At 72.1% G+C, this 14,910-nt stretch carries 13 protein-coding genes; 10 read left to right on the top strand and 3 right to left on the bottom strand.

The window, feature by feature from the left end:
- Positions 1–267: 267 nt before the first annotated feature.
- The gene (locus tag PYS65_RS10965; protein WP_279333752.1) at positions 268–933 is read right to left on the bottom strand and encodes an N-acetylmuramoyl-L-alanine amidase; all 666 of its coding nucleotides are present in this window, start codon (positions 931–933) and stop codon (positions 268–270) included.
- Positions 934–992: 59 nt separating this feature from the next.
- Between PYS65_RS10965 and mnmA the strand changes: the two genes are divergently transcribed.
- Positions 993–2,135 (top strand): tRNA 2-thiouridine(34) synthase MnmA, encoded by a 1,143-nt coding sequence (mnmA, locus tag PYS65_RS10960; RefSeq protein ID WP_279333751.1) that lies wholly within the window; start codon positions 993–995, stop codon positions 2,133–2,135.
- Between the two features lie 269 nt (positions 2,136–2,404).
- Positions 2,405–4,030, top strand: coding sequence for an adenosine deaminase family protein (locus PYS65_RS10955; protein ID WP_423836082.1), 1,626 nt, complete (start codon positions 2,405–2,407; stop codon positions 4,028–4,030).
- 94 nt (positions 4,031–4,124) lie between these two features.
- Here the strand turns inward: PYS65_RS10955 and PYS65_RS10950 are convergent, their stop codons facing one another.
- Positions 4,125–4,904 carry an alpha/beta fold hydrolase gene (locus tag PYS65_RS10950; RefSeq protein ID WP_279333750.1) on the bottom strand — a complete coding sequence of 260 codons (780 nt, stop codon included), beginning with the start codon at positions 4,902–4,904 and terminating at the stop codon, positions 4,125–4,127.
- An 80-nt stretch (positions 4,905–4,984) separates the two neighbouring features.
- A complete protein-coding gene (locus PYS65_RS10945) occupies positions 4,985–5,326 on the bottom strand; it encodes a DUF427 domain-containing protein (protein ID WP_279333749.1) in 342 nt (113 codons plus the stop codon).
- 110 nt (positions 5,327–5,436) lie between these two features.
- On the opposite strand from PYS65_RS10945, the gene PYS65_RS10940 reads away from it, so the two are divergent.
- The 8 genes from PYS65_RS10940 to PYS65_RS10905 all read left to right on the top strand — a co-directional run bounded on the left by PYS65_RS10940 (position 5,437) and on the right by PYS65_RS10905 (position 14,896).
- Positions 5,437–5,976, top strand: a complete 540-nt coding sequence (locus tag PYS65_RS10940) for an LOG family protein (protein ID WP_279333748.1) — start codon at positions 5,437–5,439, stop codon at positions 5,974–5,976.
- An 18-nt stretch (positions 5,977–5,994) separates the two neighbouring features.
- A complete protein-coding gene (locus PYS65_RS10935) occupies positions 5,995–6,693 on the top strand; it encodes an SDR family oxidoreductase (RefSeq protein WP_279333747.1) in 699 nt (232 codons plus the stop codon).
- Positions 6,694–6,751: 58 nt separating this feature from the next.
- Positions 6,752–7,759 carry a methionine synthase gene (locus tag PYS65_RS10930; protein ID WP_279333746.1) on the top strand — a complete coding sequence of 336 codons (1,008 nt, stop codon included), beginning with the start codon at positions 6,752–6,754 and terminating at the stop codon, positions 7,757–7,759.
- 14 nt (positions 7,760–7,773) lie between these two features.
- The gene (gene ligA, locus PYS65_RS10925; protein ID WP_279333745.1) at positions 7,774–9,969 is read left to right on the top strand and encodes an NAD-dependent DNA ligase LigA; all 2,196 of its coding nucleotides are present in this window, start codon (positions 7,774–7,776) and stop codon (positions 9,967–9,969) included.
- Between the two features lie 258 nt (positions 9,970–10,227).
- Complete coding sequence (locus PYS65_RS10920) at positions 10,228–12,615, top strand: putative bifunctional diguanylate cyclase/phosphodiesterase (protein WP_279333744.1); 2,388 nt, start codon at positions 10,228–10,230, stop codon at positions 12,613–12,615.
- 249 nt (positions 12,616–12,864) lie between these two features.
- Complete coding sequence (gene gatC, locus PYS65_RS10915) at positions 12,865–13,161, top strand: Asp-tRNA(Asn)/Glu-tRNA(Gln) amidotransferase subunit GatC (protein ID WP_031117542.1); 297 nt, start codon at positions 12,865–12,867, stop codon at positions 13,159–13,161.
- 5 nt (positions 13,162–13,166) lie between these two features.
- Positions 13,167–14,660, top strand: a complete 1,494-nt coding sequence (gene gatA, locus PYS65_RS10910) for an Asp-tRNA(Asn)/Glu-tRNA(Gln) amidotransferase subunit GatA (RefSeq protein ID WP_279333743.1) — start codon at positions 13,167–13,169, stop codon at positions 14,658–14,660.
- The gene (locus tag PYS65_RS10905; protein ID WP_279333742.1) at positions 14,657–14,896 is read left to right on the top strand and encodes a hypothetical protein; all 240 of its coding nucleotides are present in this window, start codon (positions 14,657–14,659) and stop codon (positions 14,894–14,896) included. The genes gatA and PYS65_RS10905 overlap by 4 nt, the downstream gene beginning before the upstream one ends.
- Positions 14,897–14,910 lie beyond the last annotated feature (14 nt).

Raw genomic sequence — 14,910 nt, 5'->3', positions numbered from 1 at the left:
CGACAACGACCTACGAGGCGGGTTCCCTTCGCCGGTATGACCCGGATCAGGTGACTAGGGGTCGCCTTCCGGTCCAAAATGCGACCTTCCGGCCTCTCAGCCCGACCGTCGACGTCGGCACCAGCGGAAGCCGCAACCTCACGCTGAAGTCGGCTACTCCGGTCGAACTCCCTCACTCGTCTCGTAGGCCTGCTCCCAGGTTAGAACGCCCTCGCGGGAAGGGGAAGTGGGTATGGAGGTTTTTGTCCACTTTTTCGAGTGATGGGGTCAGGCCGTCGCCGTGCGCGCCTGACGTACGAGCTTCATGTAGCGGTCCCAGTCCCAGTGCGGGCCCGGGTCGGTGTGATCCGTCCCCGGCACCTCGATGTGGCCGATGATGTGCTTCCGGTCGACGGGTATGTCGTAGCGCGCGCAGATCCGGGCCGTGAGCCGGGCCGAGGCCTCGTACATCTCGTCCGTGAGGTCCTGCGGCCGGTCCACGAAGCCCTCGTGCTCGATGCCGATGCTGCGCTCGTTGTAGTCGCGGTTCCCCGCGTGGTACGCCACGTCGAGCTCGCGGATCATCTGGGTGATCCGCCCGTCCTGTCCGACGATGTAGTGCGTGGCGGCCCGGTGCCCGGGGTCCTGGAACGCCCGCACCGCGCTGTCGAAGCTGCCCTGGGTGACGTGGACGATCACCATGTCGACGGTGAAGTCGTCGGGCCGGTCCGCGCGCCGCCAGTTGGCGTCCGAGGCCGCTACCCAGCGGGCGCCCGAGAAGTCGACCACACCCGGCTCGCGCGGCTTCTCGATGCCGGGCACACGCCACCACAGGCGGCCCAACTCGTCCCGCGCCAGCACGGCGGTGCCCGCGGCGGCCGCCACCCCGCCGACGAGCAGGGCACGCCGTCCGATGCGCCGGTCGCCGTCCTTGGAAGCTCTTCTTTCCCCCATGCCCACAACAACGGATATCCGGTGGCTCCGGTTCCCGTGCCCCGTACCCTGGAGGGGTTATGACTGAAATCCCGCAGCCCTCCCGCCCCCGCCCCCTCCGGGTACTGGCCGCCATGTCCGGCGGAGTCGACTCCGCCGTGGCCGCCGCCCGTGCCGCCGAGGCGGGACACGACGTGACCGGCGTCCACCTCGCGCTCTCCGCGAACCCCCAGTCCTTCCGTACGGGCGCGCGGGGCTGTTGCACCATCGAGGACTCACGCGACGCCCGCCGCGCCGCCGACGTCATCGGCATCCCGTTCTACGTGTGGGACCTCGCCGACCGCTTCCGTGAGGACGTGGTGGAGGACTTCGTCGCCGAGTACGAGGCCGGCCGCACCCCCAACCCGTGCCTGCGCTGCAACGAGAAGATCAAGTTCGCCGCGCTGCTGGACAAGGCGCTGGCCCTCGGCTTCGACGCCGTGGCCACCGGCCACTACGCGCGCGTGGTCACCCTGTCCGACGGCACACGTGAGCTGCACCGCGCCTCCGACATGGCCAAGGACCAGTCGTACGTCCTGGGCGTGCTGGACGACCGGCAGCTCGCCCACGCGATGTTCCCGCTCGGCGACACGGTCACCACCAAGGAGGAGATCCGCGCGGAGGCCGAGCGGCGTGGACTCGCGGTCGCCAAGAAGCCCGACTCGCACGACATCTGCTTCATCGCCGACGGCGACACCCAGGGCTTCCTCGCGAACCGCCTGGGCCGGGCCGAGGGCGACATCGTCGACGAGTCCGGCAGCAAGGTCGGCACGCACGAGGGCGCCTACGGCTTCACCATCGGCCAGCGCAAGGGCCTGCGGATCGGCACCCCCGCCCCCGACGGCAAGCCCCGCTACGTCCTCGACATCTCCCCGGTGACCAACACCGTCACCGTCGGCCCCGCGGACGCCCTCGACGTCGGCGCCCTCACCGCGGTCAACCCCCGCTGGTGCGGCACCGCCCCGACCGGCCCCGGCACCTACACCGCCCAGCTCCGCGCCCACGGCGACGAGACCGAGGTCACCGCCGAACTCGTCGAGGGCACCCTGCAGGTGTCGTTCACGGAACCGGTCCGCGGCGTCGCCCCCGGCCAGGCCGTCGTCCTCTACGCGGGCACCCGAGTCGTCGGCTCCGCCACCATCGCCACGACCTCCCGCACGACGAGAACCCCCACGACCGTCTGACCCCGGAACACCCGAGGGAACCGGCACGGCTCCCGCACAGTGAAGGCCGTCGGCCGGTTCCAGCAGCGGCGGAGCGATCGCGGGGGCATGCGGCCGGAGCCTGTGGCGGTCGTTCCCGCGACCCGTCCCGTGGGATCCGGTGCCGGTCCCGGCGGGACGGCGGCCGGCGGCACGCGCCCGGGGACACGTGATTCCTCCATCCGGGTGATCACGCGGCGCACAACGCCCCGGACCCGTGTCCCGGACGCCCGCTGCGACGATCACCGGGTGTGACTCATCGGATCCCCGGCCTCTCACGCCGCACCCGCACCGTGGCCGCCACCGGCCTCAGCGCCCTGGCACTGCTGTCCTCCCCGGCGGTCCTGCCCGCCGCCCACGCCGACCCGCACGCGTCCGCTCCGGCCAGGACGACGGCACCGCCGCCCCGCCCGGCGACCGCCACCGAGGCGGACACGGCCGCCCGGCTGGACGCGATCCGCGACGACCCGCGCCTGGCCGCGGACTTCTTCCGCCGGCTGCCCAAGGGCGGCGATCTGCACAACCACCTCTCCGGCGCGGTCTCCACCGAGTACCTCGTCGAACTGGCCGCCGAGGACGGGCTGTGCGTCGACACCTCGACGATGACCGCCGTCCCGCCCCCGTGCGGTGCGGGCACCCGCCCTGCCGCGGACGCCCGCACCGACCGCGCCTTCCACGACGCGATCGTGCGCGCCTGGTCCATGCAGGACTTCCCGGCCGACGGCAACGGCCACGACCACTTCTTCGACACCTTCGGCAAGTTCGGCGAGGTGACGTGGCGCCACCGCGGGAAACTGCTCGCCGAGGTCGCGAACGACGTCGCCGCGCAGAACCAGTTCTACCTCGAGACCATGGTCACCCCCGCCTCCGACGGGGCGAAGAACCTCGCGGCGGAGGTCGGCTGGGACGCGGACCTTGCCCGGCTGCACGAGAAGCTGACGGCCGGGGGCAGGCTGGACGGGCTGGTCACCGAGGCCCGGAAGGAATCCGACGACGCCGACGTCGAATTCCGTGCCGCCGCAGGCTGCGACACCGGTGCCCCCCAGCCCGCCTGCCGTCTCCCGGTGCGCTGGATCTCCCAGGTCTCGCGCGGCAGTTCACCGGAACGGGTCTTCACACAGATGGCCCTCGGCATGCGGCTGGCCGAACGCGATCCCCGTTTCGTCGCGGTCAACCTGGTCCAGCCCGAGGACTCGGAGGGCGCGCTGCGTGACTACAGCCTGCAGATGCGCATGGTGCAGTACCTCCGCGGTGTCTACCCCGAGGCACACGTCACCCTGCACGCGGGCGAGTTGTGGCCCGGCCTGGTCAAGCCCGCCGACCTCGCGTTCCACATCAAGGAGGCCGTGGACGTCGCCCGCGCCGACCGCATCGGCCACGGGGTCGACCTCGTCCACGAGGACGACTGGCAGCGCACCGCCCGCACCATGGCCGCCCGCGAGACCGCCGTCGAGGTCCCCTTCACCAGCAACGCCCAGATCCTCGGTGTGCGCGGCGACGACCACCCCTTCGAGACCTACCGCGCCCACGGCGTGCCCGTCGTGCTGGCCACGGACGACCCCGGGGTCAGCCGCATCGACATCAGCCACGAGTACCGGTACGCCGCAGACACCTACGGCCTGTCCTACCCGGAGCTGAAGGACCTCGCCCGCGCCTCCCTGGAGTACGCCTTCCTCCCGGGCGCGAGCCTCTGGCAGGGCAACCCCACCCGTGACGGCTACCGTCCGGCCGCCGCCTGCCAGGACGTCGACCTCGGTGCCGCCGGCCCCGGTGCGGACTGCCGGGACCTGCTGGAGGCCAGCCCGAAGGCCGCCGCACAGTGGGAGCAGGAAGGGGCCTTCCACCGCTTCGAGTCGAGCTTCCGCACCCAGCGCTGACCCCGCGGCCTCTCGTCTCCCCCAGGTGCCGTGGAGCCCCGTGAGCGCATCCGCGCCGTGGGGCTCCACGGCGCGGGCCCGTGCCTCCGGGGACTCAGCGGGCGAAGAACTCCGTCAGGACCGGGGCCAGGACGTCCGGCTCGACCATGTGGGTCTGGCCGGCCAGGGTGCGGCAGGTGCCCCGGGGGACGGTGTCCGCGATGGCCCGGGCGGCCTCGCGCATCCAGGCCGGGCTCGCGTCGCCCGCGATGGACAGCACCGGCACGGGGATCGACGCCAGCAGCTTCACGGGGACACCACCGTCGCCCATGACGGCGTCGTCGTGGGCGAGGCTCGGCGCCATCGACTCCATACCGGCCCACAGGGGGGACTGCCGGGCGCTCTGGATCACCGCCTCGCCGAGCCCGGTGAGACGGAGGAAGAGCTCCACCGCGTCCCCGCGGCGCCCCTCGGCGAGTGCCCGCGCCAGGCGCTCGGTGTACTGCGCGCGCTCGCGCAGGTCCTCCTCGGACGTCGCGTACGGCGTCTCGTACACGGCGACATGGTGCACCGGCAGCCCGCTCGCCGCCGCGCGCAGCGCCAGCGCGCCGCCCGAGGAGACGCCGTACAGCGACGCCTCCCCGCCCATCGCGGCGATCAGCGCCGCCAGGTCCTCGACCTCGCGTTCCACCGCGTACGGCGGGGTGTCCCCGCTCGCCCCGCGGCCCCGGCGGTCGTAGACGACGACCCGGAACCGCTCCGAGAGCGGTGCGGCCAGCGGCGCCACCGTGGCGCCCGTCGACATCGCGCCGCTGACGAGGACGACCACGGAACCCCGTCCGGCGCTCTCGTGGGCGATGAGGGTGCCGTCACGCGAAACGATGTTCTTGTCCATATCCCCGCAGACTGCCGCACCGCGGCCCGATCCTGGGTGAGGCGGGCCGCGCGTCCGCCGATCGCAACCCTTCTATCCGATCATCGGACTTCCACGTCGTAGAAACACAGGTGGTCCTTGATGTCGCCGACGGCGGGCTTCGGGTCCGGGTAGGCCCAGACGAGATCGGCCGCGTCCGGGCGGGACCAGTAGGACGCGGTGCCCTTGAAGGGGCAGTGGGTGTGGCTCTCGGACGGAGTCAGCAGGTCGAGCCGTACGTCCTCGGGCGGGATGTAGTACCGCGCGGGACAACCCGTCTCGCGCAGCACCAGCGCCCGGTCGCTCTCGGCCAGGACCTCTCCGCCGTGCACCACGCGCACGGGCCGGTCGCTCCGCTCTACGGTGATGCGGTGCCCTCGGGGTTCTCGGGGTTCTCGGGTCACGATCGCTCCTCCTCGGCCGTTCGCCTGTTGCCGGTACAGCACACACCGGCCCCGGGTTCTTCCCCCCGGGGCTCGGCAGGGGTGCCGGATCGGGCCCGTACTGTGGGCCCGTGAACATCTGTGTCTTCCTCTCCGCGGCCGACCTCGACGAGCGCTACACGGGCCCCGCACGGGAGTTCGCCCGGCTGCTGGGCAAGGGCGGCCACACCCTGGTGTGGGGCGGCTCCGACGTCGGCCTGATGAAGGTCGTCGCCGACGGGGTGCAGGAGGCGGGCGGGCGGCTCCTCGGCGTCTCGGTGGAGTTCCTGGCGGCGACGGCGCGCCGGGGTGCCGACGAGATGGTGATCGCCCCCGACCTGGCGGAGCGCAAGCGCCTGCTCCTCGAGAAGGCCGACGCGGTGGTGATCATGGTGGGCGGCACCGGCACCCTGGACGAGGCCACCGAGATCCTGGAGCTGAAGAAGCACGGGCACACGGACAAACCGGTGGTCCTGCTGAACACCGCGGGCTTCTACGACGGCCTCAAGACGCAGTTCCGGCGGATGGAGGACGAGGGCTTCCTGCCCCGCGCCCTCACCGACCTGGTGTTCTTCGCCGAGGAACCCGTCGGGGCCCTGGCGTACCTGGAGGAGAGCCAGGGCATCGAGTGAACCACGCGTGATGCGAGCATGGCGGGTATGGCTACACATGTGATCACCGGAGCGGGCTCCGGCATCGGCGCGGCCGTCGCCCGCAGGCTGCACGCGCGCGGTGACGAAATCGTGCTGCACGCGCGTGAGGCGGGGCGGGCGAAGGAACTGGCGGCCGAATTCCCCGGGGCGCGGACCCTCGTCGGCGACCTGGCGGACCCCGAGAGGCTCAGCTGGGCCTTCTCCCACCAGTCGCTCCCGGACCGGGTGGACTCCCTGCTGCACATCGCCGGCGTCGTCGACCTCGGCACGGTCGGCGAGCTGACCCCGAAGACCTGGCGTCACCAGCTCGACGTCAACCTCGTCGCCCCCGCCGAACTCACCCGCCACTTCCTGCCCCAGCTCCGCGCGAGCCGGGGCCACGTGGTCTTCGTCAACTCCGGCGCCGGCCTGAACGCCCACGCCCGGTGGGGCGCCTACGCGGCCTCCAAGCACGGCCTGAAGGCGCTCGCCGACTCGCTGCGCGGGGAGGAGCACGAGAACGGCGTCCGCGTCACCTCGGTCTACCCCGGCCGCACCGCCAGCCCCATGCAGGCCAAGGTCCACCAGCAGGAGGGCAAGGAGTACGACCCCGACCGGTGGATCGACCCCGAGTCGGTCGCCACGACCATCCTGATGGCCCTCGACCTGCCGAGGGACGCGGAGGTCAACGATCTGACGGTACGACCGGGACGCTGACCCCCCAGGCGTACGGACCGGGACGCGGGACGCCCGGCCCGTTCCGTACGCTTCTCCGGTGAGCGATAACAGCCAGTTCAGGTTCGGGGCCGCGACCGGTATCGGGTCGATGCCGGGCGGGGACGCCCGCGAGGCCGTCAAGACCGTCACCGGAAGCTTCGAGGACTTTCCGTTCCTGCCCGAACTGCCCGCCCGGGGGCCCGGCGCGGACATGATCGGACGGACCGCCGGGATGCTCGTCGAGCTGTACGCGCGTGTGGAGCCCAGCGGCTGGCGGATCGGGGACCGGCCGGGGCGGGACACCAGGCGGGCCCGCTCCTGGCTCGGTGAGGACCTCGACGCCCTGGAGGAGTTCACCCAGGGGTACCAGGGCCCGCTGAAGGTGCAGGCCGTGGGCCCGTGGACGCTCGCCGCCCAGCTGGAGCTGAAGAACGGGGAGGTCGCCCTCTCCGACCCCGGCGCCTGCCGTGACCTCACGGCCTCGCTCGCCGAGGGGCTGCGTCTGCACCTCGACGAGATGCGGCGCCGGGTGCCCGGCGCGCGGCTCGTCCTCCAGCTCGACGAGCCGTCCCTCACCGACGTCCTGCACGGCCGGGTGCGCAGCGCCAGTGGCTACCGCACCCACCGCGCGGTGGACCGGCAGCTGGTCGAGGCCGCGCTCCGGGACGTGGTCGGGATGCACGACGGCGGACCCGTCGTGGTCCACTCGTGCGCGCCGGACGTGCCGTTCGCCCTGCTGCGCCGGGCGGGCGCACAGGCGATCTCCTTCGACTTCTCGCTCCTCACCGAACGTGACGACGACACGATCGGGGAGGCGGTGGAGAGCGGCACCCGGCTGTTCACCGGCGTCGTGCCGGGCACGGACGGCCCGTTGTCAGACCCTGCCGGTAGCGTCATGGGGGTCAGAACGCTGTGGCGCAGGCTGGGGCTGCGGCCGGACCTTCTCCCGGAGGCGGTCACGGTCACCCCGGCGTGCGGACTCGCGGGGGTCTCCCCGGAGTACGCGCGCAAGGCCTACGCGCACTGCGTCCGGGCGGCGAGATCCCTGGCGGACAACCCAGAGTAACGGGAGGACACACGGTGGCGGGTGACAAGCAGGCGGAGACGACGAGCGTGCCGGCCGAGGCACGGGAGCGGCACGCCAAGCTCGCTGAGCAGATCGAGGAGCACCGCTTCCGGTACTACGTGAACGACGCGCCCGTCGTCAGCGACGCCGAGTTCGACCGGCTGCTGCGGGAGCTGGAGGCGCTGGAGGAGGCGTATCCGGAGCTGCGCACGCCCGACTCGCCGACCCAGAAGGTCGCCGGGGCGTACGAGACGGAGTTCACCTCCGTGCAGCACGTCTCGCGGATGCTCTCCCTCGACAACACCTTCAACGACGACGACCTCGCCGCCTGGGTCGAGCGCATCCACAAGGAGCTGGGCGAGCAGAGGTTCCACTTCCTGTGCGAGCTGAAGGTCGACGGCCTCGCCGTCAACCTCACCTACGAGCGGGGCCGGCTGGTCCGCGCGGCGACCCGGGGCGACGGCCGCACCGGTGAGGACATCACGCCCAACGTCCGTACCATCGCCGAGATCCCGGACCGGCTGGAGGGCGACGAGGTCCCCGGCCTCGTGGAGATCCGCGGCGAGGTCTTCTTCCCGATGGAGAAGTTCCAGGGGCTCAACGCCCGTCTGGTGGAGGCCGGTGACAAGCCCTTCGCCAACCCCCGCAACGCGGCGGCGGGTTCGCTGCGCCAGAAGGACCCGCGGGTCACCGCCGGCCGTCCGCTGCACATGGTCGTCCATGGCATCGGTGCCCTGGAGGGGTTCACCGGACCGACCCGGCTCTCCGAGGCGTACGACCTGCTGAAGACCTGGGGCCTGCCCACCTCCCCGCACAACAGGGTCGTCGACGGTCTCGCCGGCGTACGGGAGTTCATCGCGTACTACGGCGAGAACCGGCACTCCGTGGCGCACGAGATCGACGGAGTGGTGGTCAAGCTCGACGAGATCCCGCTCCAGGGCCGTCTCGGCTCCACCTCGCGCGCCCCGCGCTGGGCCATCGCGTACAAGTACGCGCCCGAGGAGGTCAACACCAGGCTGGTCAACATCCGCGTGGGGGTGGGCCGTACGGGCAGGGTCACGCCGTACGCGCAGGTCGAGCCGGTCACCGTGGCCGGTTCCGAGGTGGAGTTCGCCACGCTGCACAACCAGGACGTGGTCAAGGCCAAGGGCGTCCTCATCGGTGACACGGTGGTGCTGCGCAAGGCCGGTGACGTCATCCCGGAGATCCTCGGCCCGGTCGCCGACCTGCGGGACGGCAGCGAGCGTGAGTTCGTGATGCCGGCCGAGTGCCCGGAGTGCGGCACGCCGCTGCGCGCGATGAAGGAGGGCGACGTCGACCTGCGCTGCCCCAACGCCCGGGCCTGCCCAGCCCAGTTGAGGGAACGGCTGTTCTACCTCGCGGGCCGCAGGGCGCTGGACATCGAGCACTTCGGCTATGTCGCCGCGGCGGCGCTCACCAGGCCGCTGGAGCCCGAGGACCCGCCGCTGAGGGACGAGGGCGACCTGTTCGACCTCACCGTCGAGCAGTTGCTGCCCATCAAGGCGTACGTCCTCGACCAGGACAGCGGTCTGCCCAAGCGGGACCCGAAGACGGGCGAGGAGAAGATCGCCACGGTCTTCGCCAACCAGGAGGGCGAGCCGAGGAAGAACGCGGTCGCGATGCTGGCGAACATCGAGGCGGCCAAGGAGCGCCCGCTCGCACGCGTCCTCACCAGCCTGTCCATCCGGCACGTCGGCCCGGTCGCGGCCGAGGCGCTGGCCCGGGAGTTCCGGTCCATCGACCGGATCGAGCAGGCCACCGAGGAGGAGTTGGCCGGTACCGAGGGCGTCGGCGGCATCATCGCCACCTCCCTCAAGCAGTGGTTCGCCGAGGAGTGGCACCGCGAGATCATCCGCAAGTGGCGGGCGGCCGGTGTCCGCATGGAGGACGAGGGGTCCGGCGAGGACGAGGGCCCGCGTCCGCTGGCGGGACTGACGGTCGTGGTGACCGGCACCCTGGAGCACCACACCCGGGACGGCGCGAAGGAGGCGCTGCAGGCCCGGGGAGCGAAGGTGACCGGTTCGGTCTCGAAGAAGACGTCCTTCGTGGTCGTGGGAGACAACCCCGGGTCGAAACACGACAAGGCGATGCAGCTCAAGGTGCCGGTTCTGAACGAGGAGGGCTTCACCGTCCTTCTCGAGGAAGGGCCGGAAGCAGCCTCCGACATGGCACTTCAGGCCGAGGAGTAGGGGTGGGAGGCCACCCGATCGGTGCATATCAGATGCATACGGGTGGCTGGGGCGCATTCGGGCAACCGTCGGCGACCGGTGCCCCTGACAGCCCTCTGCGGCCTAGTGTTGGGATGTGCGCCTGCCGTGCCCAGTTGCGGTCGGGGCATCCCTGTATTCATGACGGGGCCGTGGAAGGGCTTTCTGTCACGGAGCGCTGAGGACAGTCGGGTATCGAGCCGTGTGGCGTGGGCACCGCCGGCTGTGAGAGGGACGGGAATGGAACCCACCGAGAGGGCCGCCCCGGGCTCACGGCTGCGCCTGGGCCTGCGCCGCATGGCGGCCGTAGGGCGACGCAGACGGGGGGACGGGCGGTCCGCGGGGCACCCGGCCGCCCAGGGGCGCCCGGTGGCGTACACCGTGGACGCGCGGGGCGCCGGACCGCCGGCCGTGGGGCAGCCGGTCGCCGGGCAGGCGGCCGGCGGGCGGCTTGGGGCCGGACGCACTCCCGGGCGGCCCCCGCGGGGTTCGGGACGGTCGCCGCGCGGTCCCCGGGCGTCCTCGCCGGGCACCGGGCTGCCCCCGCACCGCACCGGACTGCCCGGAGCGGACGCCGAACGCCACCCGTCCTGGCCCGCGTTGCCCACCGCGGTCGTCGGGGCGGCGGCGTTCGTCCTGGGCGTCGGCTTCCTGCGGGCGTTCACCGGCGGTCACGCGCTCTTCCCGTCCGGCCGGGTCGGCTGGTCGCTGGCCGTGCTGACCGGGATCATCGTCGGTCACCTGGTGATGCTGGGCCGCTCCCGATGGTGGGGCGGCACCGGCTCGGGCAGCGCCCTCACCCTCGCGGTGCTGCTGCTCTACGGCTGGGTCCCGGCCGGCCTGGTCAGCCTCACCGTGGTCGTACTGGTCGGCGTAGCCAGGCGGGGCCGCTGGCGCCAGGGCATCCTGCACGGCGCGGTGGACCTGCTCGGCATCAGCGCCGGCGCGCTGGTGCCGGCCCTCTTCGGGTCCGTACCGTCCGTCGAGTCCCCCTCGACCCCGGACACCTGGGGCCTGCACACCGCTGCCGAGGTGGTGCTGGCCGCCGCCGCGTACCTCGTGGTCACCCGCACCCTCCTGTGGTACCTGCGCACCCCGCGCGCCGGACTGCCCACCGTCGCCCGCACCGACCTGGTCAGACAAGGCCTGGTCGCGGTCGCGCTGCTCGGCATAGCGCCGCTGATCTGCGTGGTCGCGTACGCCCGGCCGATCCTGCTGCCGCTGTTCGCCATCCCGCTGATCGCGCTCGACTCCACCCTGTGGATAGCCAGGGCCCGGGCGGAGGAGCAGCTGCGCGATCCGCTGACCGGGCTGCCCAACCGCCAGTGGCTGCTGGAACGTATCTGGACCGCGCTGGACGACGCCGAGCGCGTCGGCGCCCGTGCCGCCCTGATGCTGATCGACCTCGACCGTTTCCGATCGGTCAATGACACTCTCGGTCACCTCGCCGGTGACCGGCTGCTGCTGCAGATCGCCGACCGGCTGAGGCTGGCCCTGCCGCGCGGGGCGGAGGCCGCGCGGCTCGGTGGCGACGAGTTCGCCGTGTTACTGCCGGTCGCCGGCTCCACGACGTCCGCGACCCGGGTCGCCCGCGGTCTGGTCTCCGCGCTCAGCTCGCCGCTCGACCTCGACGGGCTCACCCTCGTGCTGGAGGCCAGCGCGGGCGTCGCCGTCTTCCCCGACCACGCCCTCGACGCCGAGGGGCTGCTGCGGCGGGCGGACGTGGCGATGTACCAGGCCAAACGGGGCCGTACCGGCGTCGAGGTCTACGAGTCCAAGCGGGACTCCAACACCCCCGACCGGCTGGGGCTCCTGGGCGACCTGCGCCGGGCCCTGGACGCCCACGAGGTCCAGCTCCACTACCAGCCCAAGGTCCGTTTCGACGGACAGGTGGCGGGCCTGGAGGCCCTGGTCCGCTGGGTGCACCCGGAGCGCGGCCGGGTCCCGCCGGACGAGTTCATAGCGATCGCCGAGTCCTCCGGTCTGATGCCGCACCTCACCGAGTACGTGCTGGAGACCGCCCTCGGGCAGGTCGCCCGGTGGCGTTCCCAGGGCCTGTTCGTGCCGGTCGCGGTCAACGTCTCCCCGCGCGACGTCCACAGCCCCGGCTTCGCCGGCTCCGTCGCGGCGCGACTGGCCCGGCACGGCGTGCCGGCGGGGGCGCTCCAGCTGGAGATCACCGAGCACGTCCTCCTGGAGGACCCGCAGCGCGCCGCCGACACCCTCAACGCGCTGACCGGTCACGGCGTGAAGATGTCCCTGGACGACTTCGGCACCGGCTACTCCTCCCTCGTGCACCTGCGGCGGCTGCCCGTCAGCGAACTGAAGATCGACCGCTCCTTCGTGGCCCGGCTGGCCGTCGACACCGAGGACGCCGAGATCGTGCGCTGCACCGTCGACCTCGCCCACTCGCTCGGCCTGCTCGTCGTCGCCGAGGGCGTCGAGGACGACGAGACCTGGGAACGCCTGCGCGACCTCGGCTGCGACGCCGTCCAGGGCTGGCTGGTCGCGGCCGCCATGCCGCCCGAGGAGACCACGGCCTGGCTCCTCGCCCGCGGCTCCCGAGGCTGGCAGCGCCCGGCGGCCCTCCCGGTGGCGGCGTCCGACGACTCGACCCGCCCGGCCTGACACCGCCCCGGACCGGCCGTGCGGGTGCGGCCGGTGCGGTGTCGGGGGCGGTGCCGGCCCGGGTTCCGGCGTGTCGATCACGGCACCGGTGTGCCGTGATTCCGGTGGCGGGGGAAACCGTTTCACGGGTACGGGGCGGTGCCCCATAGGATTGGGGCCTGTCGTCACCTTCCCGCCCGCCGCTCCGCGCCTGGCCCGGATCGCGACGGCCTAGTCCCGAACCGCACACTCACCCCAGAGGATCGCTGCATGCCTGGCATTACGCGCGAGGAGGTCGCCCACCTCGCCCGGCTGGCGCGTCTGGAGCTGAAGCCCGAAGAACTCGACCACTTCGCAGGCCAGCTCGACGACATCATCGGCGCGGTGGCCCGCGTCAGCGAGGTCGCCGACCAAGACGTACCGCCGACCTCGCACCCGCTGCCGCTGACGAACGTCATGCGCCCGGACGAGGTCCGTCCCTCGCTCACCCCCGAGCAGGCGCTCTCCGGCGCCCCGGCCCAGGAGCAGCAGCGTTTCAAGGTGCCGCAGATCCTGGGGGAGGACTGAATCCCATGACGGACATCATCAAGCTCACGGCCGCCGACACCGCCGCGAAGATCGCCTCCGGCGAGCTCACGGCCGTCCAGGTCACCGAGGCACACCTGGCCCGGATCGAGGCCGTCGACGAGAAGGTGCACGCCTTCCTGCACGTCGACCGCGAGGGCGCCCTCGCCCAGGCCCGTGCCGTCGACGAGAAGCGCGCCAAGGGGGAGAAGCTCGGCCCGCTGGCCGGCGTGCCCCTCGCGCTCAAGGACATCTTCACCACCGAGGGCATCCCGACCACCGTCGGCTCCAAGCTCCTCGAGGGCTGGATCCCGCCGTACGACGCGACACTCACCCAGCGGCTCAAGGCCGCCGACGTCGTCATCCTCGGCAAGACCAACATGGACGAGTTCGCCATGGGGTCGTCGACCGAGAACAGCGCCTACGGCCCGACCGGCAACCCCTGGGACCTCACCAAGATCCCCGGTGGCTCCGGCGGCGGCTCGAGCGCCGCGCTCGCCTCCTTCCAGGCCCCCCTGGCCATCGGCACCGACACCGGCGGCTCCATCCGCCAGCCGGCCTCCGTCACCGGAACGGTCGGTGTGAAGCCGACCTACGGCGCGGTCTCCCGCTACGGCATGGTGGCGTTCTCCTCCTCCCTGGACCAGGGCGGCCCCTGTGCCCGCACGGTCCTGGACGCGGCCCTGCTGCACGAGGTGATCGCCGGACACGACCCGCTCGACTCCACCTCCATCGACGCTCCGGTCCCGCCGGTCGTCGAGGCCGCCCGCAACGGCTCGGTCCAGGGCATGCGCGTCGGCGTGGTCAAGCAGTTCCGCGGCGAGGGCTACCAGGCCGGCGTCATCCAGCGGTTCGACGAGTCCGTCGAACTGCTCAGGGAACTGGGCGCCGAGATCGTCGAGCTGGACTGCCCGTCCTTCGACCTCGCGCTGTCGGCGTACTACCTGATCGCCCCCTCCGAGTGCTCCTCCAACCTCGCCCGCTTCGACGGCCTGCGCTACGGCCTGCGGACCGGCGACGACGGTACGCACTCCGCCGAGGAGGTCACCTCGCTGACCCGCGAGGCCGGCTTCGGCCCGGAGGTCAAGCGCCGCATCATGCTCGGCACGTACGCCCTGTCGAGCGGCTACTACGACGCGTACTACGGCAGCGCCCAGAAGGTCCGTACGCTCATCAAGCAGGACTTCGACAAGGCGTTCGAGCAGGTCGACGTGATCGTCTCGCCGACGACCCCCACCACCGCCTTCGCGATCGGTGAGCGTGCCGACGACCCGATGGCGATGTACCTGGCCGACCTGTGCACCATCCCGACCAACCTGGCGGGCAACGCGGCCATGTCGCTGCCCTGCGGCCTCGCGCCCGAGGACAACCTGCCGGTCGGACTGCAGATCATCGCCCCGGTCATGAAGGACGACCGCCTCTACAAGGTGGGTGCTGCCGTCGAGGCCGCCTTCGTGGAAAAGTGGGGCCACCCGCTGATCGAGGAGGCTCCGTCGCTGTGAGCGCACTGTCCAAGGCCAAGGGCTTCAAGAAGTCCAAGTCGGGTCTGTACGTCTCGATGGCCACCTCGGCGTTCGGCGCCGTGGGTGTCTACAAGCAGATCAAGAAGGCGCGTGGCGACAACGACACGCTGCGGCTGATCGACGCCGTCGTCACCGCCACCGCGGTCGTCACCAACCTCGCCCTCCTCTACCGCGAGCTGAAGCGGCTGGGCGACGACGACGTCCTGCTGGGCTGAGAGGGAAGTTTCAC

The organism is Streptomyces cathayae (genome assembly GCF_029760955.1).
Taxonomy (GTDB): Bacteria; Actinomycetota; Actinomycetes; order Streptomycetales; family Streptomycetaceae; genus Streptomyces; species Streptomyces cathayae.
The sequence above is the reverse complement of the archived record's forward strand: the minus strand, read 5'-3'. Positions and strand labels throughout refer to the sequence as shown.